This window comes from Pseudomonas sp. PA15(2017), assembly GCF_001945395.1.
In the GTDB taxonomy this organism is placed as follows: domain Bacteria; phylum Pseudomonadota; class Gammaproteobacteria; order Pseudomonadales; family Pseudomonadaceae; genus Aquipseudomonas.
On the sequence record NZ_MSXV01000007.1, the window covers coordinates 105904 to 127747 of the forward strand.

General features: G+C 63.9%; 17 protein-coding genes and 2 pseudogenes. 13 read left to right on the forward strand and 6 right to left on the reverse strand.

The genetic code is table 11. From position 1 onward, the window contains the following. Positions 1–221: 221 nt before the first annotated feature. Both BVH03_RS02625 and BVH03_RS02630 read right to left on the reverse strand, forming a co-directional pair. Entirely contained in the window at positions 222–623 is a 402-nt protein-coding gene (locus BVH03_RS02625) for a YbaN family protein (protein ID WP_075959755.1), read from the reverse strand. Between the two features lie 16 nt (positions 624–639). Further along, a complete protein-coding gene (locus BVH03_RS02630) occupies positions 640–1227 on the reverse strand; it encodes a YecA family protein (RefSeq protein WP_013791085.1) in 588 nt (195 codons plus the stop codon). Positions 1228–1464: 237 nt separating this feature from the next. Here BVH03_RS02630 and recQ point away from each other — a divergent pair, with 237 nt between their 5' ends. The 8 genes and pseudogenes from recQ to BVH03_RS27135 all read left to right on the forward strand — a co-directional run. Continuing rightward, a complete protein-coding gene (gene recQ, locus BVH03_RS02635) occupies positions 1465–3588 on the forward strand; it encodes a DNA helicase RecQ (protein ID WP_075959756.1) in 2124 nt (707 codons plus the stop codon). 110 nt (positions 3589–3698) lie between these two features. Continuing rightward, the gene (locus BVH03_RS02640) at positions 3699–4133 is read left to right on the forward strand and encodes a MarR family transcriptional regulator (protein ID WP_075959757.1); all 435 of its coding nucleotides are present in this window, start codon (positions 3699–3701) and stop codon (positions 4131–4133) included. Next, entirely contained in the window at positions 4133–5533 is a 1401-nt protein-coding gene (locus BVH03_RS02645) for a DHA2 family efflux MFS transporter permease subunit (RefSeq protein WP_075959758.1), read from the forward strand. Before BVH03_RS02640 ends, BVH03_RS02645 begins: the two co-directional genes overlap by 1 nt. Before the next feature lie 236 nt (positions 5534–5769). Continuing rightward, on the forward strand, positions 5770–7878 hold the full coding sequence (locus BVH03_RS02650; protein WP_256574604.1) for a FimV/HubP family polar landmark protein: 2109 nt from the start codon (positions 5770–5772) through the stop codon (positions 7876–7878). 158 nt (positions 7879–8036) lie between these two features. Then, positions 8037–8330: a SelT/SelW/SelH family protein gene (locus BVH03_RS02655; RefSeq protein WP_075959759.1), complete on the forward strand. Its 294-nt coding sequence runs from the start codon at positions 8037–8039 to the stop codon at positions 8328–8330. 267 nt (positions 8331–8597) lie between these two features. Further along, a complete protein-coding gene (locus BVH03_RS02660) occupies positions 8598–9422 on the forward strand; it encodes a UDP-2,3-diacylglucosamine diphosphatase (protein WP_075959760.1) in 825 nt (274 codons plus the stop codon). Next, positions 9419–10462, forward strand: a complete 1044-nt coding sequence (locus tag BVH03_RS02665) for a glycosyltransferase family 1 protein (RefSeq protein ID WP_075959761.1) — start codon at positions 9419–9421, stop codon at positions 10460–10462. The genes BVH03_RS02660 and BVH03_RS02665 overlap by 4 nt, the downstream gene beginning before the upstream one ends. Before the next feature lie 117 nt (positions 10463–10579). Continuing rightward, positions 10580–10672, forward strand: a pseudogene (locus BVH03_RS27135) (hypothetical protein); the annotation flags it as partial. Here BVH03_RS27135 and BVH03_RS02670 read toward each other — a convergent pair. From BVH03_RS02670 to BVH03_RS02680, 3 genes and pseudogenes are all read right to left on the reverse strand, one after another. Continuing rightward, a pseudogene (locus BVH03_RS02670) lies at positions 10656–11864 on the reverse strand (adenylate/guanylate cyclase domain-containing protein); the annotation flags it as partial. The pseudogenes BVH03_RS27135 and BVH03_RS02670 overlap by 17 nt on opposite strands. 176 nt (positions 11865–12040) lie before the next feature. Beyond that, entirely contained in the window at positions 12041–12358 is a 318-nt protein-coding gene (locus BVH03_RS02675) for an Mpo1-like protein (protein ID WP_075959763.1), read from the reverse strand. A 69-nt stretch (positions 12359–12427) separates the two neighbouring features. Then, positions 12428–13882 (reverse strand): TrkH family potassium uptake protein, encoded by a 1455-nt coding sequence (locus tag BVH03_RS02680; RefSeq protein WP_075959764.1) that lies wholly within the window; start codon positions 13880–13882, stop codon positions 12428–12430. Between the two features lie 168 nt (positions 13883–14050). On the opposite strand from BVH03_RS02680, the gene BVH03_RS02685 reads away from it, so the two are divergent. Next, the gene (locus BVH03_RS02685; protein WP_075959765.1) at positions 14051–14422 is read left to right on the forward strand and encodes a YkgJ family cysteine cluster protein; all 372 of its coding nucleotides are present in this window, start codon (positions 14051–14053) and stop codon (positions 14420–14422) included. A gap of 318 nt (positions 14423–14740) precedes the next feature. Continuing rightward, entirely contained in the window at positions 14741–15313 is a 573-nt protein-coding gene (locus BVH03_RS02690) for an NAD(P)H nitroreductase (protein ID WP_075959766.1), read from the forward strand. 204 nt (positions 15314–15517) lie between these two features. Here BVH03_RS02690 and BVH03_RS02695 read toward each other — a convergent pair whose 3' ends face one another. Further along, complete coding sequence (locus BVH03_RS02695) at positions 15518–16564, reverse strand: LacI family DNA-binding transcriptional regulator (protein WP_075959767.1); 1047 nt, start codon at positions 16562–16564, stop codon at positions 15518–15520. Between the two features lie 286 nt (positions 16565–16850). On the opposite strand from BVH03_RS02695, the gene BVH03_RS02700 reads away from it, so the two are divergent. The 3 genes from BVH03_RS02700 to BVH03_RS02710 all read left to right on the forward strand — a co-directional run bounded on the left by BVH03_RS02700 (position 16851) and on the right by BVH03_RS02710 (position 21837). Continuing rightward, positions 16851–19100 (forward strand): TonB-dependent receptor, encoded by a 2250-nt coding sequence (locus BVH03_RS02700; protein WP_083639984.1) that lies wholly within the window; start codon positions 16851–16853, stop codon positions 19098–19100. A gap of 92 nt (positions 19101–19192) precedes the next feature. Then, positions 19193–20533, forward strand: a complete 1341-nt coding sequence (locus tag BVH03_RS02705; protein WP_075959768.1) for an LLM class flavin-dependent oxidoreductase — start codon at positions 19193–19195, stop codon at positions 20531–20533. After that, on the forward strand, positions 20530–21837 hold the full coding sequence (locus BVH03_RS02710) for a dienelactone hydrolase (protein ID WP_075959769.1): 1308 nt from the start codon (positions 20530–20532) through the stop codon (positions 21835–21837). The genes BVH03_RS02705 and BVH03_RS02710 overlap by 4 nt, the downstream gene beginning before the upstream one ends. Positions 21838–21844 lie beyond the last annotated feature (7 nt).

Below are 21844 nucleotides of genomic sequence, written 5' to 3' on the forward strand. Positions count from 1 at the left end.
CATGTGGCGAAAGCGGCCTGTGAACGGAATACTTGTAGGAGGGGCTTTAGCGCCGAGCTCTTCGTTTGCCTTGATAGAAAGCTCGGGGCTAAAGCCCCTCCTACTGGTTACGCGAACGACTGCTTCTGCCTTCGAGCAACCAATGGGCCCAAGCGCTCGGATGCGCCATCGGATGTGTGACGCCACACGCGCCTTGCGGTAGAAGCGCTAGCTGTGATCGTTCAGCGGCGATCCGGCAGGGTCTTCTGCTTGAGGATGTACAGGCTGACCAATACGGCACTGGTGAGCATGAACAATCGCGCCCAGATCAGCGGCACCAGCCAGCAAGAGAGGCCAATGCTCAGCCACATCAGGCTGATGGCGTAGATCTTGGCCTTGCGTGGGATGCCTTCGCCGGCCAGGTAGTCGCGAATCCACGGACCTAGTCGCGGGTGCTCGACCAGCCACAGATAGAAGCGCTTGGAGCTGCGCATGAAACACGCCGCAGCCAGCAGCAGGAATGGGGTGGTGGGCAGCAGCGGCAGGAATATGCCGAGCACGCCCAGCGCCACGCTCAGCCAGCCGATGGTCAGCAGGCAATAGCGCAGCAGTGGGTTGCGGGTCTCGAAGGGTTCGCGCGCCAAGACGATGGCGTCGCTGTTAGTGATGGCGGGGCTTGAGCAGCGCCGGCTTCTCGTCGGGAGCGTTGCACAGCAGGAACAGGGCGGTCAGCAGCTCGGGGATCTGATCGACCATGCTGTCGACCAGGTCGCGGTCACGGGCGATTTCGGCGAATTCCGGCTGTTCGTCGAACAGGCCCGAACCGACCATGATCGGCAGCAGCAGCTCGCTGACTTCGTCTTCGGCATCGTCGAACCACACGCTCTCGCGCAGGAACACGCCTTCCATGAAACCGATGCACCAGCCGCGCAGGTCGGAGTCGTCCGGCTCGTCGCCGAGGTCGAGGTCGCACGGCACTTCCGGCTCGTCGTCGCTGGCCAGTTGACGGGCGATATGGGCCTGCAGCTGGATCAGGGTGGCTTCGATCTCGTCGCGCTCCTCGTCACTGCGATAGTGCGGTGGCTCGGAGAACAGGGCGTCGATCCACTCGCGCGGCTCGATCTTTTCCGGGCAGATGGACAGCGCCGTCAGGTAGCCATGGGCGGCGACATAGTCCAGAGCCTCTTCATGCAGATCATCAGCATCGAGAAAGGCTTGCAGGCGGGACAGTTGCTCGGCGAAGGACATCAGTGGCTACCTTGAAGAAGAAGTAAACGAGGCTGGATTCTAGCAGGCTGTTGAAAAACTATCTGCGTTGCCGTTGCCACGCCCGAAACAGGCTGCGGCGGCTTGGTCCGGCTTTTTTCAGCAAGCCTGCAAGTGCAGACCGGCTCCGCCAGCCAGAGTTGCAGGTAAAGAAAGGCTTCAAGAACGCACCTGGCGGCACAGGTGCGTATAATGCGTCGCTTGATTCGGAGACCCTACATGCTCGAGCAGGCGCAACGCATCCTCAAAGACGTATTCGGCTATGACAGCTTCCGGGGTCGCCAGGGCGCGATCATCGAGCGCGTGGCCAGCGGCGGCGATGCGCTGGTGCTGATGCCCACTGGCGGTGGCAAGTCGCTGTGTTTCCAGGTTCCGGCGCTGCTGCGTGAGGGGTTGGCGGTGGTGGTCTCGCCGCTGATCGCGCTGATGGACGATCAGGTGGCCACCCTGGAAGAGCTGGGCGTAGCGGCCGTGGCGCTGAACTCGACGCTGGAGGCCGAACAGCAGCGCGACATCGCCGCACGCATCCGTCGCGGCGAGATCAAGATGCTCTATCTCGCACCGGAGCGCCTGGTGCAGCCGCGCATGCTGGATTTCCTGCAGCAGCTGCAGATCGCCCTGTTCGCCATCGATGAAGCCCACTGCGTATCGCAATGGGGCCATGATTTCCGCCCCGAGTACCTGCAGTTGGGCCAATTGGCCGAGCTTTTCCCTCAGGTTCCGCGCATCGCCCTGACGGCCACCGCGGACATGCGCACCCGCGAGGAAATCGTCAATCGCCTGCACCTGCAGAACGCCGAGCGCTTTCTGTCGAGCTTCGACCGCCCCAACATCTTCTACCGCATCGTGCCCAAGGAGCAGCCACGCAAGCAGTTGCTGGCATTCCTGGCAGCACGCAAGGGCGATGCCGGCATCGTCTATTGCCTGTCACGCAAGAAGGTCGAAGAGGTGGCGAGCTTCCTCACCGAGCAGGGCTCTCCGGCGTTGCCCTATCACGCTGGCCTGCCCGCCGAGTTGCGCGCCTTCAACCAGAAGCGCTTTCTCAACGAGGAAGGCCTGATCATGGTGGCGACCATCGCCTTCGGCATGGGCATCGACAAGCCCAACGTGCGCTTCGTCGCGCACCTGGATCTGCCCAAGTCCCTGGAAGCCTACTACCAGGAAACCGGTCGGGCCGGGCGCGATGGCTTGCCGGCTGATGCCTGGATGGCCTACGGCCTGCAGGACATGATTTTCCTTAAGCAGATGCTCGCCAATTCCGAAGGCGACGAGCGCCATAAACGCGTGGAGCAGCACAAGCTCGACGCCATGCTGGCGCTGTGCGAGGAGACCCGCTGTCGCCGCCAGGTGCTGCTGGCCTATTTCGATGAAGAACTGCCGCAACCCTGTGGGCATTGCGACAACTGTACCGACGGCGTGCAGACCTGGGACGCCACCGAGCCGGCCCGCCAGGCGCTGTCGGCGATCTATCGCAGCGGCCAGCGTTATGGCGTCGGCCATCTGGTGGACATTCTGCTCGGCCGCGACAACGAGAAGATGCGCGGCCTCGGTCATCAGCACCTGTCGGTCTTCGGCGTGGGCAGTGCGCTCAGCGAGGGTGAATGGCGTTCGCTGTTCCGCCAGTTGGTCGCTCGCGGCCTGGCGGATGTCGACCTGGAAGGTTTTGGCGGCTTGCGGCTGTCCGACAGCTGTCGGCCGCTGCTACGCGGCGAGGTGAGCCTGCAGTTGCGCCGTGACCTCAAGCCGCAGCAGAGCGCCAAGGCCTCCGGCAGCGCCGCACGGCAGTTGGTCCGCAGTGACGAGCGCGAGCAGTGGGAAGCGCTGCGCGCGCTGCGCAAGCGCTTGGCTGAAGAGCACGCGGTGCCGCCTTATGTGATCTTCCCCGATGCCACGCTGCTGGAAATGTTGCGCAGCAAGCCGACCACCATGGCCGAGATGGCCCGCGTCAGCGGTGTCGGCGCGCGCAAGCTGGAGCGTTACGGCGAGGCCTTCCTGGAAGTGCTGGCCGGTGCCGATACACCGGCTCCGGTGGTCGATCTGCGTCACGAGCTGGTCAGCCTGGCTCGCGCCGGCATGACGCCGAGCCAGATCGCCGCTCAGCTGGGATGCAGCCTGAAAAGTGCCTACGCAATGCTCGCCGAAGCCATCGCCGAACAGCAGATTTCCTTGCAGCAGGCCCTCGATCTGCCTGAGGAGCTGCTGGGTGAAATCCAGGATGCCTTCCTCGATGGGGAGGGCGAGTTACCGTCGGTCGCCGAGGTCAGCCCGCTTTTCGCCGGCCGCCTGGAAGAGGGCGTGCTGCACTGCGTGCGCGCTGCGCTGCAGGCCGAGTTCGAAGCCTGATCGAATAGGCGACAGGGGTTTGCCTGGTTACGACGGCAACCTTGCTCTCTGCTGAAAGCTATGGTTAGCTCACTAATAATTAGTTTTTGATAATTCCAAGAGCGGCCTCCATGTCCCCATCCGAACCCCATCGTTTCGCCATGCAGGTGGCGCAATTATCCCGCGCCTGGCGCGCAGAACTCGACCGTCGCCTCGCCGGACTGGGCCTTTCCCAGGCCCGCTGGCTGGTACTGTTGCATATCGGTCGTTTCGCCGAGCTGCCGACCCAGCGTGAGCTGGCGCAGAGCGTCGGGGTAGAAGGGCCGACGCTGGCCCGGCTGCTCGACAGCCTGGAGGCTCAGGGCCTGGTGGTACGCCATGCGGTGCCGGAAGATCGCCGCGCCAAGAAAATCGCCCTGTGTCCGTCCGCCAAGCCGCTGATCGAGAAGATCGAGGCGATTTCCACGCAATTGCGCGAGGAGTTGTTCGCCGGCATCGACCAGGAAGACCTGCGCCGTTGCCAGCAAGTGCACGCACGCATTCTGGGTAACCTGGAGCGGCGTTGATGCAGGACCTGTCTCTGTTGCAGAGACGCTACGGGCCACGCTATCCGACTTACCTGCTGATCGTGCTGATGCTTGGCAGCATGGCGATGATTCTGGCTTCGACCAGCGTCAACGTCGCGCTGCCGGCGATCATGGCCGACTTTCGCATCGGCCGCCCCGTGGCCCAGTGGCTGTCCACGGGCTTTCTCGCGTCGATGACCTCCGGGCTGCTGCTTTCCGCCTGGGCCCAGGCGCGTTTCGGCGCCAGGGCCACGGCGCAGGCCGGGCTGGCCGTGTTCATCGTGACCTCGCTGCTCGCCCTGGTCGCCAGCGCGGCCTGGCAACTGATCACCTTGCGCATCATCCAGGGCTTGTGCGCCGGTATCGTCCAGCCGCTGGCCATGGTGCTGATCTTCCGGGTGTTCGCGGGCGGCGGCCGCGGCGCTGCACTGGGCGCCTATGGGCTGGGCGTGATGATCGCGCCCACCCTGGGGCCGACCATCGGCGGCTATCTGGTCGATATCTTCGGCTGGTACGCGGTGTTCTGGCTGCCCTTGCCGATGTGCTTTCTGGCCATGCTGGCCGGGCTGTTCCTGATGCCCAGCGAGCGCCAGCGCGACACGCCGTTTCTCGATCTGTGGGCGTTTGTGCTGCTCAACGTCGGCCTGTTCGCCACCCTCGGCGCCTTGGCCGAAGCCCAGCGTTTCGCCTGGGCCGAGCCACGCGTATGGGCGCCGGGCTTAGTCGGCGTGGCGGCCATCGCCGGTTTTCTGTGGCGCAGCCGCTTCAGCAGCCAGCCCCTGCTGCCGCTGGCGTTGTGGCGGCACGTCGGTTTTCGCAAGGCCAGTTGGGTGGCGCTGGCACTCGGTATGGGCCTGTACGGCACCACCTACATCATCCCACTGCACGTGCAGGCCATCGAGGGCTACAGCGCGGGCTGGGCAGGCCTGCTGCTGTTGCCGACCGGCATCGTGATGGGCATTGCCTCGTTCATGGGCGGGCGGCTGAGCGATCACCTGTCGACGGCCGTGCTGCTGGTTGCGGGCCTGCTCGCGCTGGTGGTGTCGTCGGTCGGCCTTGGCTGGCTGGAACCCGGGGCTTCCTTTGTCGTGCTGTGCTTCTGGGCCTGTGTCGGGCGGATCGGCCTCGGTATCCTGCTGCCGGCGCTGACCACTGGCGCCCTGGATGCGCTCGACCGTGAGCAGGTGCCCCACGGCGCAGGTGCGATCACCTTCGTGCGGCAACTGGGCGGGGCATTCGGGGTTAACCTTCTGACTTTTTTCCTGGAGTGGCGGCATCGCCAGGAGGGCGGTGATTTCCCTGCCGAAGTGCTGGCGTTCCAGCAGAGTTTCTGGCTGATGGGCGCGTTGTTCGCACTGACGATACTCGCGGCATGGCGCTTGCGGCCGTCACTACGTTGACGGCCATCACATTACTAGCCGTATTTCTGACTTTTTGCGTATGATGGCCAAATGCTCGACCGATATGAGCTGTACGGCTCGAGAAACTCGCAAGTCTTTGAATTATGACCGTACTCACTACTCGGTGGGACAAGGAGCGTTTGCCGAGGCAGCGCTATGCACGCCGCATATTGCAGAATCGTCGGCCCGGTTAGAGCCGCTGCAACTGTTTTCGAGCGGAGTTATCGGGAGCTTTTATGACTCATGTTCGCCACCTGCTAATCGGCCTGGCATCGAGCTCGGCGTTCTATTCGGGGCTGGCGCCTGCGCTGGGGCTGGGTGAGATCACCCTGCATTCGGCGCTCAATCAGCCGCTGAACGCTGAAATCCAGTTGCTGGCGGTGAGCGACGACATGACCGCCTCGGATATCAAGGTGGCGTTGGCGCCAGCCGATGCCTTCAACCGGGCCGGCGTCGATCGCGTCTATTTCCTCAACGATTTGCGCTTCAGCCCCTTGCTGCGTGGCGGCAAGAGCGTCGTGCGGGTGGTGTCCAACCAGCCTGTGCGCGAACCCTATCTGAACTTCATCGTCGAGTTGAAGCGCCCCGGCGGGCAGTTGCTGCGCGAGTACACGGTGCTGCTCGATCCGCCGTCTTCGTCCGCCTACAGCAGCCAGGCCGCGCCGTTGGCCGACCAGCAGTTCACGTCCTACGCGCCACCACGGCGCACGCCGATTGCCAGCCGCGGTGAGCGATACCAGGTGGCCAGCGGCGAGAGCCTGTGGACCATCGCTTCCAAGCTGCGCGTCGATGGCGACAAGTCGTCGTTGCAGGATCTGATGCTCGACATCCATGCGCTCAACCCTGATGCGTTCAGCAACGGTGATATCCATCGCCTGCGTGCTGGCGCCTCACTGCTGTTGCCCGATCACGCGCGGGTGGCCGAGGCCGCGCGGGCTCAGCCTGCCGACTCCGCCGCGCCTGCACAGCCTGCCGCACCAGCGCAGATCATTCCTGACACCGCTCCCCAACAACCTGCCGAACCGCAGGTCGAGGTGCTGGCGCAGATCCGCCGTGTCGAGGAAGAGGTTGCCAACCGCACCGCCGAGAACCTGCAGCTGCAGCAGGATCTGTTGACCGTGCAGAACCAGCTGAAGGACATGATGACGCGCATGGACGCGCGTGATCAGCAGATCGCCCAGTTGCTCGAACAACTGGCTCAGCGCCCGGCAGCTGCGCCGATCACGCCCGCTGAGCCGGCGCCACAAGCCGCCGCGCCAGGCGCTACCCCACAGCCCGCTCCGGCACCGGCCGCCACCGCGGCGCCGCCGGCTCAGGCAGAGGGTTTCTGGAGCCTTTGGAACATCCTGATGGCTGCCCTGTTGGGGTTGCTGGCGCTGCTGCTGGTGCTGTTCAAACGCAAGCGCAAAGCCGATCCACAGGTCATTGCCGAGCCGGTGATCGTCGTGCCGCCGGTGCTACAGGCGCCTGTGGCCGAGCCCGTCGAGCCCGTCGTTGCGCCGCGTGCCGCGGAGGTGGACGTACCGCCGCCGGTGCGAGCGCCGATCGTTCAACGTGCCGATACCAGCTCTACCGATCCGCTGGACGCCGCCAATATCTACCTGGCCTATGGCCGCCTGGGCGAAGCGGTATCGGTATTGCGCCAAGCGTCCGAAGCCAACCCGCAACGCCTGGATATCGGCTTCCGGCTGCTCGAGGTGCTGGCGCAAAAGGGCAATGTCGTCGTCTTCGCCGAAGAAGAAACGCGCTTGCGTCAGGCGGGCTTCGACGGTGCCCGGATCGACGCGCTCAAGGCGGGCTACCCGGCGCTGTTCGCCCAGCCAGCCGCCGATGAACTGGAGCCGCTGGGGCCGCTGGAAGACCTGACCCTGGATCTGGATGAGGTTGCGACGACAGCACCTCAGCAAAAACCCCAGGAGGACGACTTCCAGCTCAACCTCGATGACCTGTCGCTGGATGCCGACTGGGATCTGGTGAACCCCTTCGAAAACGCGGCGCGCAAGAAGCGCCCTGGTGCCGAGGCGGATACGCCGGGGGTGGCCGAAGAGATGCCAGAAGATATCTTCGGCCATGACGTGCACAGCCCGTTCGCCGGCACCATGCTGGTCGAGGAGGAGGGGCCGCAGGAGGAATGGCTGGAACTGGACGAGCTGCCGGCAGACCCGTCCGAGGACGCCGATCGTTTTGTTACCAACCACCAGAACCTCACCAAGCTCAACCTGGCGATGGCCTATATCGAACAGGATGACCTGGAAGCTGCCTGCGACATCCTCAACGAGGTGATCAACGAAGGCAACGAGCACGAGAAACAGGAAGCCCGCGAGCTGCTTGCGCGTATCGCGTAGAGGCACCGGCATCGGCGTGAGTCTCGCGCAGTAGCGCCAACCTCGGCGCGAAGCGATTGTGGCGCTGCCGCGATGCTGGTGTTCGCACCCACCATCGATCTCGCGCAAGGCAATGCTCTTCGGCGCTAAGATAGCCGTCTTAGCCGCGGAGACGACCCATGACACCTGACAAAGCCGTAGTGACCATTACCTATTGCACCCAGTGCCAATGGCTGCTGCGCGCGGCCTGGTTGGCTCAGGAGCTGCTCTCAACCTTCGCCGATGACCTGGCCAGGGTCAGCCTCGAGCCGGCCACCGGCGGCACATTCCGCATCCAGTGCAACGGCGTGGAGATCTGGGAGCGCAAGGCCGACGGCGGCTATCCCGAGGCCAAAGTGCTCAAGCAGCGGGTACGCGACCGGATCGACCCGGCCCGCGACCTGGGCCATAACGATCACCCCGCCAGAAGTTGAAACGCAGCAGCGCGGCGCCACGCCTCAGTTAGCCGTCGCCTGTGCGTGAAACCAGCACGCCTTGCTTCATGGTGGCGAGCCGACGAAAGCGCTGACATGGCGAACGCCTCGAGCGGTGGCGCCGCTTTACGCCGTGGGAGACTCTTTGCGCGCACGGGCACGTTAGTGGGCGGCCAGAACACGGTCGTCATCGAATTGCCATGTCGCGTTCACAATCACTTCACCGCGTTCGCGCAAGCTCGGCCAAAATCTGCCGGAGACTGCCCGATGAGCATCGAACCCCTGGTAAGGCCGAGCCGCAAGCAGCGGGTACGTACGCTGTGGATCTCCGACGTGCACCTGGGCACGCGCGATAGCCAGGCCGAGCACCTGGCGGCATTTCTCAAACGCTACCAGGCCGAGCGGATCTATTTGGTGGGCGACATCATCGACGGCTGGAAGCTGCGGGGCGGCATCTACTGGCCCCAGGCGCACACCAACGTGATCCGTCGCCTGCTGACCATGAGCAAGCGCGGTACCGAGGTCATCTACGTCACCGGCAACCACGACGAATTCCTGCGCCGCTACTCCACGTTGCTGCTGGGCAACATCCAACTGGTCGACGAAGCCGAGCACGTGACCGCCGATGGTCGCAAGTTGCTGGTCATTCATGGCGACCAGTTCGACGTCATCACGCGCTACCACCGCTGGCTGGCGTTTCTCGGCGACTCGGCCTACACGGTGACCCTGGTGCTCAACCGCTGGCTCAACCACTGGCGGCGCCGCTATGGCTATGGCTACTGGTCATTGTCGGCCTACCTCAAGCACAAGGTGAAGACGGCGGTGAACTTCATCAGCGACTTCGAGGAGGCGATCACCCACGAGTGCGCGCGCCGGGGGTTCAATGGCGTGGTCTGCGGGCACATCCACCATGCCGAGATCCGCAAGCTGGGTGACGTCGAGTACCTCAATTGCGGCGACTGGGTCGAGTCCTGCACGGCGCTGATCGAGCACCCGGACGGCCGCATCGAGCTCTACCGCCTGGCCGAGGAACAGCAGCGACTGGCGCAGCTTCAGGCCGACAAGGTGGCGTTCATCGAGCCGGCGGCATGAGGCTGCTGATCGTCAGTGACGCCTGGGCGCCCCAGGTCAACGGCGTGGTCACCAGCCTGCAGGCACTGGTTGGCGAGTTGCGCGAAATGGGGCACCAGGTCGAGGTGCTGTCGCCGCAGGCTTTTCGCTGCATACCGTGCCCGAGCTATGGGGAAATTCCCCTGGCCTGGAACCTGTGGCGCGTCGGCCCGGCCATCGAAGCCTTCGCACCGGACTGCGTGCATCTGGCGACCGAGGGCCCGCTGGGCTGGGCCGCCAGGCGCTGGCTACTACGCAGTGGCCTGGCGTTTTCCAGTGCAGTGCATACGCGCTTTCCCGAGTACCTGACGGCGCGCTGCAGCTGGATCGGGCTGGGCGTGGGCTATGCCTGTTTGCGCCTGTTCCACCGGCGCAGCCAGGCGGTGCTGGTCAGTACCGAGCGCTTGCGCACCGGGTTGGCCGGGCGCGGGCTCGAGCGTCTGGTGCTGTGGCGCAAGGGCGTGGATACACGGCGCTTCGCACCCAGGCCGGGGCTCGCTGCGCCGGTAAGTGCGGTCTTCCTGTATGTCGGGCGTATCGCACCGGAGAAAAACCTGCAGGCGTTTCTCGACCTGCAATTGCCGGGTGAGAAGTGGGTGGTGGGTGATGGCCCGCAACGTCCGATCCTGGAGCAGGCGTATCCGGGGGTTAAGTTCTTCGGCTATCAGCATGGCGAGGCGCTTGCTGATTTCTATCGGCGCGCCAGCGTGCTGGTGTTTCCGTCGCTTACCGACACCTACGGCCTGGTGATGCTCGAGGCCCAGGCCTGCGGTACGCCGGTGGCAGCCTTTGCCGTGGCCGGGCCGCTGGATGTGGTAGTGCCGGGCGTCACCGGCGTGCTTGGCAAGGATCTGCGTGAAGCCTGCCTCGCGGCGCTGGAACTCGACCGCGGACGCTGCGCCAGGGAGGCGGAGCGGCAGTCCTGGCGGGCATCGGCGCTGGAGTTTCTCGCCAGTCAGCCGCTGCTCAACGGCGCCCCGGCCTGTAGCGAACGCCTGGCGACCGCGGCGCGCAGCTGCTGAGCAGCCGCAGGCGTCACATGATGATCTTGTCGCGCAGCTTCTCGGCGGCCTGCTGCAGGGCCTGAATGACCCGTTCCTTGTCGAAGTTCTGGATACCGTTGGTGTCCAGGTACATGGAGAAACCGGGCAGTTCGTGCTCGACGTAACTGGAGCTGGCACCCAGGTCGCGGCGGAAGTCCACCACCTGGTAGATCTGCACCGGACGGGTGAAGCCCTTGACGTTGATCTGGCCCTTGTCGCGGCACATGATCACGTCCTTGATCAGCGAATAGGTCTCGTGGGAGATCAGGATCTCGCCGGCTTCAGCGGCGCTCTCTAGGCGGCTGGCGAGGTTCACGTCGCGGCCGATGATGGTGTAGTCCATGCGCGTATCGGCGCCGAAGTTGCCCACCGTGCAATAACCGGTGTTGAGGCCCATGCGGATCTCCAATGGCTTGGTGATGCCCTGGGCACGCCAGTGTTGGCGCAGCACCTTCATGTGCTTGCGCATGGCGATGGCCATCGACACCGCGGCCATGGCGTCCTTCTTGGCGCCCTGGCTGCTCGGGTCACCGAAGAACACCATCACGCTGTCGCCGATGAACTTGTCGATGGTGCCGCCGAACTTCATGCAGATCTTCGACATCTCGTTGAGATAGGTGTTGAGCAGATCCGTCAGGGCCTCGGCTTCCAGCTCTTCGGACAGCTCGGTGAAGCCGCGGATGTCGGAAAAGAACACCGTGAGCTTTTTGCGCTGGGTTTCCAGGCGCACGTGCTTCTTGCCGCTGAAGATCGACTCCCACACCTGTGGCGACAGGTACTTGGCCAGGCTCCTGGCCAGGCGCGCGGCCTTTTCCTGCTCACCTTTGATCTGGTTGCGCACCTGCGTCAGGCGGATGCCCTGCTGGTGCACGAAGTAGGCGGAGATGCAGATGTAGAGGGTGGTGAACGTGATGCTCACCAGGGCCACCAGCGCCGGTGTTTCCGGGGCTATGTGCAGCTCGGTGAGCGAGGCGGTGAGCAATGTGCCGCTGAACGCGACCAGCAGTGCCAGGCTCATGTCGCGCAAGCCACCGACGATCAGCGTGCTGAAGCTCAGGGTCAGCAGGAACATCAGGCTGGGCACCACGGAAAAGCCCAGCAGCGCGGCGAACGCCCCACAGTGCAGAGCATCGACGAACAGCAAGGTCATCAGGGTGCGGTGGCGATGGCCGTCGCGAAAGCGCTTGCTCAGCCAGTGCGCCAGGTGCGGATAGAGCAGTGCGTAAGGCACGATCCACAGCAGGGTGTGGCTGAACGCCTGCACGTAGGTGCCAGCCGCGACGCTGGCGGCCACGGCGAGATAGGCCAGCATGCGCGAATAATACTCGCGGGTGAGCAGTGACGGCAGGCCATTTGGAATGGTGGGAAGAGTTAGATTCATGCGCTAGCGGCGACCCCTGTTGAAAGTCCGACTGCATGACCGATCGCCAGGCTGCAAGCGGCGTGCGGACGGGGCCAGCGGAAAGTTGGGATCATATACGCTGCAAGGCCGGGCGGCAAAGGCGCAGTGCCGTGGCGCCGCCAATCCCTGTGGGGGACGGTGCACCTGGCCGCCGTTCAGAAACGAATGCGTCCGGTGAGCATGTCCTTGAGCATCACCCAGTCGCCCATCAGCGAATACAGCGGGTACTGGAAGGTGGCGGGGCGATTGCGTTCGAAGGCGAAGTGGCCGATCCAGGCAAAGCCATAGCCAATCACCGGCAGGGTCAACAGCCACAGCCATTGCCCACTGATCAGCGCGCAGCCGAGCACAACCAGCACCAGCAGGCTGCCGACATAATGCAGGCGCCGGCAGGTCGGGTGGCGGTGTTCTTCCAGGTAGTAGGGATAGAACTCGGCGAAGGAGTTGAAACGCTCACTAGGCTGGCTGCTCATCGGCGGCTTCCTGTTGTTGTTATGTCAGGAGAGTTTAGGCCGATTCCGGGTCGTCTGCAGTGGTCGGGATCAGTGGCGCCAGAACGCCGGCATCAGCAGCACCAGCACGGTGAGGATTTCCAGGCGGCCCATCAGCATGCCCAGGGTCAGCAGCCACTTGGCCATGTCCGGCAGGCTGGCGTAGGTGCCGGCCGGGCCGATGATCGGGCCCATGCCCGGGCCGACGCCGGCAACGGTGCTGGCGGCGCCGCTCAGGGCGGTGATCCAGTCCAGGCCGCAGAGGGTCAGGGCCAGGGCCAGCACGGCGATGATGATGGTGAAGAAGAACGAGAAGGTCAGGATCGAGCGAACGATGTCTTCGTCCAGGCGATGGCGGTTGTATTGCTGCTTGATCACCGCGCGCGGGTGCACCAGTTGCATCAGGTTGGCCTTGAGCAGGATGTAGGCGACCTGGAAGCGGAAGATCTTCAAGCCACCGGCGGTGGAGCCCGAGCAGCCGCCGATGAAGCCCAGGTAGAAGAACAGCATCCCGGCGAAGCCGCCCCACAGCGAGTAGTCACCCAGGGCGAAGCCGGTGGTGGTCATCACCGAGGTGGCATTCACGGCCACGTGGCGCAGGGCATCGAGCCAGTGCAGATCGGTGGTGAAGTAATACCAGGTGCCCATGCACAGCCAGACGCTCAGCAGGATGCCGAGAAAACCGCGTACCTGCTGGTCGCCCAGCACGGCGCCGAAATTGCCGCGCAGGGTCGACACGTAGAGCACGAAGGGCAGGCTGCCGAGAATCATCAGTACTACTGCGACCCAGTGCACGGCCGGCTGCGTCCATTTGGCCAAGGACAGGTCTGAGGTGGAGAACCCACCCGTGGAAATCGCCGACATGCTGTGGTTGATCGCGTCGAAGACACTCATGCCGGCCAGCCAGAAGGCCAGGCAGCCGAGCAGGCTGATGCCGAAGTAGGCCACCGCCATGTACTTGGCGACCATGTGCGAGCGCGGCATGACCTTGTCGGAGCGGTCCGAGGATTCGGTCTGGAACAGGCGCATGCCGCCGATGCGCAGCATGGGCAGAATCGCCACCGCCATGGCGATGAAGCCGATGCCGCCGAGCCAGTGCAGCATCGAGCGCCAGATCAGGATGCCCGGCGACATGTCGTCCAGGCCGATCAGCACCGTGGCGCCGGTGGCGGTGATGCCCGACATGCTTTCGAAGAAGGCATCGGTGTAGCTCATGTGCTGGGTGAACATGAACGGCAACGCGGCGAAGATGCACACCATCAGCCAGCTCGACACCGTCAGCAGGTACATGTCGCGGGGGCGCAGATGCACGTCCTGGGGCTTGCCGCGGGCGATCATGGAGAGACCGGCGATGAAGGTGGCCAGGCTCGACCAGGCGAAGGGGCTCACTTCCGTCGCGCGGTCGAAAATGAACAGCGTGAACATCGGGCCGATCATGCCGATGGCCAGGGTGATCAGAAAAATGCCATTGATGAACGCGATGAGTCGTAGGGTCGGCCAGGCCATCGGTCTTATCCGCGAAAAAGTGGCGCCATTCTACCTGCGCCGGCATTGCTGTAAACCTGTCCATACGGCCCGTGGTCAGGCGCTTTCAGGGCCTCTTTACAAGTGCCTTGCCGTGCATAGAATACGCCGCCAGGTGCCGGCCCTTGCCGGTTTCTGAGCCCGCTGATCATGTCCGAAAACAATCCCTGTCTCACGTGCGGCGCCTGCTGCGCGTATTTTCGTGTGTCCTTCTTCTGGGGCGAATGCCAATCCGCCGGTGGCAGCGTGCCGGACGAGCAGGTCATCCAGATATCTCCGCACCTGGTCGCCATGCGCGGTACCGAGACCAAGCCCGCGCGCTGTAACGCGCTGCTTGGCGACGTGGGGCAGGGCACGCGCTGCACGCAGTACGCGCAGCGCTCCAGTACCTGCCGCGACTTCGAAGCCTCCTGGGCCAATGGCGAGCATAATCCGCGCTGCGACGATGCGCGCGAGGCTTATGGCCTGCCGCCCCTGACGCCGCCGGTGCAGCCGGAGTTGTCGCCGGATCGGGTGGCCTAAGAGCCTGTTCAAAGTCTCGCGAGCTAGAGCAATGCAAGGCGAAAACAGGCGAGGACGCGGAGTTTACGAGCTGTAAATGAGCAGTCCGAGCCTGTTTTTAACGCCGCAGTGCCGACGCGCAGCAGACTTTGAACAGGTTCTAAGGGCTACCTTCAACTGCTTGATCGCCTTGACGTGTAGCCGGGTCGAGCGCAGCGACACCCGGGAAATTGCCCTGGGGAGCGCTTCGCTCACCACCAGGCTACGGGCGCGCTGTGGCCTGCGAAGCTCATGCTCGGCTGGTAGAATCCCTGGCTCTTTTTCTCTGGAGGTGAGCCGATGGATGCCCTCGATGCGCTGATCAACCGTGTTTCCGCACCGCGCCTGATCGAACCGGCGCCGAGCGCCGAGCAGCGCGAGCGCCTGTTCAAGGCGGCGCTGCGTGCGCCGGATCATGGCCAGCTACGCCCCTGGCGATTTCTCACCGTCGAGGGCGATGCCCGCCATGCGCTCGGCGAGCTGTACGCCGAGGCGATTGCCAGCAAGAACCCGCAAGCCGACGAAGAGGCGCTGACCAAGGCGCGCAACATGCCGCTGCGTGCGCCGCTGATGATCGTGGTCATCGCCCGTATCCAGGAGCACCCCAAGGTGCCGGCCCAGGAGCAGGTGCTGGCTGCCGGCTGCGCTGCCCACGGCATCTTGCTTGCCGCCTATGCCCAGGGCATCGGCGCGGTGTGGCGTACCGGCGAACTGTCCCACGACCCGGTTGTGGATGCCGGCCTGGGCCTGGCGGCCAACGAGCAGGTGATCGGCTATCTGTACCTGGGCACGCCCCAGCGCGAGTTGCGCGATGCGCCGGCCGTGAACGTCGACGAATTCGTAAGTGGCTGGAAGGGCAAGGCACAGGGCTAAGAATCTGTTCATGATCTTCGGGCCCGGGTTCGCCGATTTCGGCCGCGAATTGCGGGAGAAGGACATCGGTGCAGTGCCTGTGGGAGCGGGCGGGGACGCCTAGTGCATGCCCGCGATCTTTCGCGCGCATGGCGCGCTCCCACAGTAGATCGGCGAACTGCTTTGTAGTCGCCGCTTCAGGCGGATAAAGATCGTGAGCAGGTTCTAACTGCTTTCCCGCTCGATCAGCTCGCATTGCAGAGGCGCTGGTGCGTCGTTGGCGCTCTCCGTCAGGACGCCGAGTTTCTGCAGAATGCGTTGCGCCGCCACCTCGCCGATCTGCCGGGCTGGCGGCCTGATGGTCGTCAGGCTGGGCATCAGCATCGGCGCGAAGGCGTAATCGCCAAACCCCACTACCGCGCAGTCCTGTGGAATGAGCACACCGGCCCGGCGGCCGGCGAGCAGCCCGCCGGCAGCCAGGTTGTCATTGGCGAAGATGATTGCATCCGGGCGTTGTGCCGCGTGCATCAGGCTTTCCATGGCCTGTTTGCCCGCTTCGAAAGGTTGCAGGTTCTCGTCCGGCGCGAAAAACCACGGCTCCAGCCCTGCCGCGCGAACCGTGTCGGCATAGCCGTCGCGACGCTCCAGCGCACTGAAATCCCCAGGTACGCTGTTCTGCACGAAGGCGATGCGCCGATAGCCCTTGTCCAGTAGATAGCGTGCGGCACTGACGCCCACCTGAGCGTGCAGGAAACCCACCTGCAGCGGAGCACGATCAGGTTGGTAATCCCATACTTCCACCAGCGGGATATCGGCATCGGCGAGCATTTTCTCGGTGCCAGCGCTATGAAAATGGCTGGTGACGACCAGCGCCGCCGGTGACCAGCCCAGGAAGGCGCGCACCGCGCTCTCTTCCTGTTCCTCGCTGAAGTAGCTGGAGGCCAGCAGCAACTGATAGCCGTGGCAGGTGAGGGTGTCACTGAAGCCCTGGATGGTCTGGGCGAAGATCGGCCCCGAGATGTTCGGTATCACCATGCCAACGATGCGCCCCTTCGCCGAGGCGAGCCCGCCAGCCACCAGGTTGGGTACATAACCCATTTCCTCGACGGCCATACGGATGCGCTCGCGCAGCTCTTGCGACACCTGATCCGGTTGGTTGAAGTAACGCGAGACGGTAATCGACGACACGCCGATCCGCTCGGCAACGGTGCTCAGGGTAACGCGTCCTGCGCCACGTCTCTTGCGCGGCGAATCAGCGGGCGGGCGGGGCATGGGGCAAATCCTGGGGCAGATTCGGGCGGTCAAACATACGCCACCGTTAGCGCTAACAAAAGCTTTTTCAGCTCCAGCTTTTGACTGTATTTTTGGAATATAAAAAGCATTTTTTATTATTTGACGATCTTTTTGCGGCTCTTCACACTTTGCTCTTGTTAGCGCTAACAAGCGCGTCGCACTTCCGTCGCACGACTGCCACTCGCACGAGCGAGACCCGTATCCGACTGTGCTCAGTACGCTCGCCCTTGGCGAGCATCAATCGGTTAATCAGGCAGTGAACATCATGCACAACGCATTATTACCGGCCGCCCGCAGTGCGCGCCGAATCGGTGGTTCGATTTCCCTCAACCCCCTGGCCGTCGCCATCGCGCTCGCTTGTGGTGCTGCGCCTTCATGGGCTGCTGAGCCCTCCGAGACGGGCGTCATGGCGCTGGAGGCGGTCACCGTTACCGCAACCCGTCGTGAGCAGTCCCTGCAGGATGTGCCGGTCGCCGTGTCGGTGGTGGAGGGTGAGCAGCTCGAGCGCGACAATCGCAACAACGTCGCCAGCATCGTGCAGCAGGTGCCGACTCTGAACTACCGCAGCGGTGCTTCCAACAAGGACACCTCGCTGTTCATTCGTGGTGTCGGCACCATCACTACATCACCGGGCATCGAGCCGACCGTAGCCACCGTCATCGATGGCGTGGTGCTCGGGCGCCCTGGTCAGTCGACACTCGATCTGCTGGATCTGGAGCGCATCGAAGTGCTGCGCGGCCCACAAGGTACGCTGTTCGGCAAGAATGCTTCGGCGGGTGTGCTGAACATCATTTCCAAGGACATCACCGAGGAAACCCGTGGCTATGTGGATTACTCGCACTTCGGTGGTGGCAACGAGAACCGCCTGCGCTTCGGCATCGGCGGGCGCCTGACCGATACCTTGAAAGGCTCGCTGAGCACCTTGCTGGGCAGGTACGACGGTAACGTGAAGAACGAGTTCAACGGTGACGACGTCAACGGCTATGACCGCAAGGGCGCGCGGGGCAAGCTGGTATTCGAGCCCAACGACGAACTCAAGGTGACCCTGATCGGTGACTACACCCAGGGCAAGGACAGCATCCCCAACGGCGTACTGACCAGAACCAGCGCCGCCTTTGGCGCCGCGGTGGGCAACAGCTACACGCCAAGCGACCACAACCGCAGCATCAACAGCGACATGAACACCCGCGTCGACGATCGCAATCACGGCCTTTCCGCCCAGGTCGACTGGTCGCTCGGTGACTACACCCTGACGTCGATCACTGCCTGGCGCGGTTGGAGCAATACCCAGTACCAGGATGGCGACCGCCTGGCTGGAATCTTTCCCGGGGCGCCGCGCTCGCACGATAAAGGTCAGGTGGATTACAACCAGTATTCGCAGGAAGTGCGCCTGGCATCGCCCAAGGGCGAATTCAACGAATACGTGCTCGGTGCGTTCTACATGCATGGCAAGAGCGAAGAGACCTACCAGCGCGAGGTCACGCCGGTCTCGCTGGTGACCGAGCGCGGCCGCGCCGACTACCAGGCGAGCAATGACAGCTTCGCGCTGTTCGGCGAGAACACCTTCAATTTCACCGATGATTTTCGCGGCATCCTCGGTCTGCGTTGGACCCACGACGACCTGCACTACAAGCACCAGCGCGTGGTCACGGCCGCCGCCGCCGGCATCCAGCCTAACTATTCCAGCAAGGGGTCGGTGGACGAGGACGGCTTCACCGGCCGAGCCGGTTTGCAGTACGACATCAACGACAACCTGGCCAGCTACGTGACCTATTCGCGAGGCTACAAAGGTCCGGCCTATAACGTGTTCTTCAACATGCAGGCCCGCGACACGGATCCGTTGAAGCCGGAAACGTCCAATTCCTGGGAGGCAGGCCTGAAGAGCACGGCCTTCGATGATCGCCTCACGGCCAATCTGGCGGTGTTCCACACCGAGTATGACAACTACCAGGCCAACTTCTATGACGTGGTCGCCGGCACGGTGGTGACCCGCCTGATCAATGCCGGTAGCGTGACCACTCAGGGCGTGGAGCTGGACGCAGCCTTCCAGGTCACTCACCAGTTCAAACTCTCTGGAGCGCTGGCCTATACCCGGGCGCGTATCGACGACTTCAGTTGCCCGGCAAACGCCGCCGCCAACTGCGATGTCAACGGCAAGCCGCTGCCCTTCAGCCCGGACTGGAAAACGTATGTTCGCGCCGACTACAGCATCCCGCTGGATAACGGCCTGGACATCGAATTGAGCACCGACTACGCCTGGCAGGATCAGGTGCAGTACAGCCTCGACCAGAACCAGAACACCGTGCAGGGCGCCTATGGCATCTGGAACGCCAGCATCGCCCTGGCCGACTACAGTGACGGCTGGCGTGTGGCCCTGTTGGCCAAGAACCTGACCGACAAGAGTTATTCCAACGGCTTGGCCTACAGCGGTTATCCGAACCTGAATTACGCGTCGCGCTCGGTGCCGCGTGATGACCAGCGCTACTTTGGCGTGCAGGTGCGCAAGGATTTCTGATCCACGGCAGCCAAGCGTGCCCCTGCGTGTGCAATCCGCCCGAGCCGATAGAGAGCGGCAGGGCGGTCAAGTTTTCATCCAGGTGACTCATCATGACTCGATCCACCCGCCAGCTCAGCCTCGGCACCTTTCTCATGGCCACCGGGCACCATGTGGCCGCCTGGCGTCACCCCGACGTGCCGGCTGATCCGCTGGATTTCTCGGTTTACAAGCGCACCGCGCAGATCGCCGAGGCAGCCTGTTTCGACGCGCTGTTCGTGGCCGACAGCGTGGCTGCACCGACGGACGCCATCGCCAGCCGCATGCCACGCTCGGCGCATTTCGAACCGTTGACGCTGCTCTCGGCGCTGAGCGCGGTGACCGAGCGCATCGGATTGATCAGCACCGTGACCACCAGCTACAACGAGCCCTATCACGTGGCCCGCAAGTTCGCTTCCCTCGACCAGCTGTCCGGTGGGCGTGCGGGCTGGAACCTGGTGACCTCGGACGCCGCCGCCGAGGCTTACAATTTCGGCCGCGACGCGCATATCTCCCACGCCGAGCGCTATGCCCGTGCGCGGGAGTTCCATGAAGTGGTCACCGGCCTGTGGGACAGCTGGGCGGACGACGCCTTCCTGCATGACAAGGCCAGCGGCCAGTTCTTCGACCCCGCCAAACTGCACGTGCTCGACCACCACGGTGAGCACTTCAAGGTACGTGGGCCGCTGAACGTCGCCCGCTCGCCCCAGGGTAGGCCGGTGGTCGTTCAGGCAGGCTCTTCGCAAACCGGTCGGCAGCTCGCCGCAGAGACTGCCGAGGTGGTGTTCACGGCGCAAACCTCGCTGGCCAAGGCCCAGGCGTTCTATGCCGATCTCAAGGGCCGCCTGCACGCCTTCGGGCGCAGCGAGGATTCGCTGAAGATCATGCCCGGCGTGTTCGTGGTGGTTGGTCAGAGCGAAGGTGAAGCCCGCGAGAAATTCGAGCGTTTCCAGGAACTGGTCGAGCCCGCAGTCGGCATCGCGTTGTTAGGGCGCATGCTGGGCAATTTCGATCTGTCCGGCTACCCGGCCGACGGTCCGCTGCCAGAGCTGCCGCTGACCGAAAATGGCCAGCAAAGCCGGCAGAAACTGCTGACCGAACTGGCCGGGGCGGAGAACCTGAGCCTGGCGCAACTGGGCCGGCGTATCGCTGGTGGGCGTGGGCATTACAGCCTGATCGGCACGCCCATGCAGATCGCCGACGAACTGCAGGCCTGGTTCGAGGAGCGCGGCGCCGACGGCTTCAACGTGCTGGTACCGCACCTGCCGGCCGGTCTGGAAGATTTCGCCACCCAGGTGGTGCCCGAGTTGCAGCGCCGCGGGCTATTCCGCCACGAGTACCAGGGCCGCACGCTGCGCGATCATCTGGGCCTGAGGGCACCGCAGAACCGTTTCTTCACCCAGGAAAATCGATGAAATTCGTCCTTGCCTGTCTGTTGGCCTTCGGGGTTCCCGGCAGCGCGTTCGCGCTGTATGGCGACGCCCGCCCCGACGCCCCCGAGCTTGCCGCGCGCGGCGAGCATCCTGTGGGAGTACGTACCCTTGAGCTGGTAAACCGCGATCAACTCGACGTGCTGGCCATCGATGCCAAGAATCCAGTGCCGCGTTACGAGCGCAGGCTGCGTCTGGAAATCTGGTACCCGGCGCAATTGGCGGTCGGAAAACAGGAGTTGACCACTTACCGCGACGTGCTGGGTGCTGGTGCCGACGACCCCACGCGGCCCAACACGCCGTTCGAGTTCCAGGGCCGGGCCTTGCGTGACGCACCGGCGAACGTGGGCCGCTATCCGCTGGTCATCGTCTCCCACGGCTACCCGGGCTCGCGCCTGCAGATGAGCTACCTGACCGAGCACCTGGCCTCCCACGGCTACGTGGTGGCAGCCATCGACCACCCGGAGTCCACACGCGCGGACAAGGCGGGGTTTGCCAGCACGCTGCTCAATCGTCCGCTGGACGATCTGTTCGTTCTCGAACAACTAAACGTCATCAGCGAGGCCGGCAGTGGCAGCTTTCTGGCCGGGCGCGTGGACGCGCAGCGCACCGCTTTGCTGGGTTACTCCATGGGTGGCTACGGCGCATTGAATGCCGCAGGCGCCGGAGTCAGCGCGGTGGCCAGCAGCCTGGTGCCGGGCAAGGCGCTCGAACAACGACGTGCCGGCAACCCCGTCTACGAAAGTGGTCGAGACCCACGAATCAAGGCGTTGGTGCTATTTGCGCCCTGGGGCGGGCGGCAGGGCATCTTCGAGCCAACCGGTCTGGCTGGCCTGCGCGTGCCGAGCCTGTTCGTCGTCGGTGATCAGGATGACGTCTCCGGTTATCGCGACGGTATCCGGCGCCTGGTGGACGGCGCGGTGAATGCCGAACGTTATCTGCTGGTCTATCAGAATGCCCGCCATAACGTGGCGCCGAATCCACCACCGCCTGCCGCCAGCAGTCATCCTGACGATTTTTCCGCCTATGCCGAACCGGTGTGGGACAGCGCGCGGCTCAACAACATCAACCAGCATTTCGTGCTGGCGTTTCTCGACCAGCAGCTCAAGGGGCTGGATAGAAAGGCCTATCTTGATCTGACGCCGCTGGCCGCCGACGGCAAATGGTTGGTGGACGACGAAGGTCGCCAGCAGACCGACCACAGCTACTGGCATGGCTTCAAGAATCGCAGTGCCGTGGGCCTCGAGTGGTACCACCAGCCCGCCGCGCAACCTGCATCGACACCCTGATGGAGAA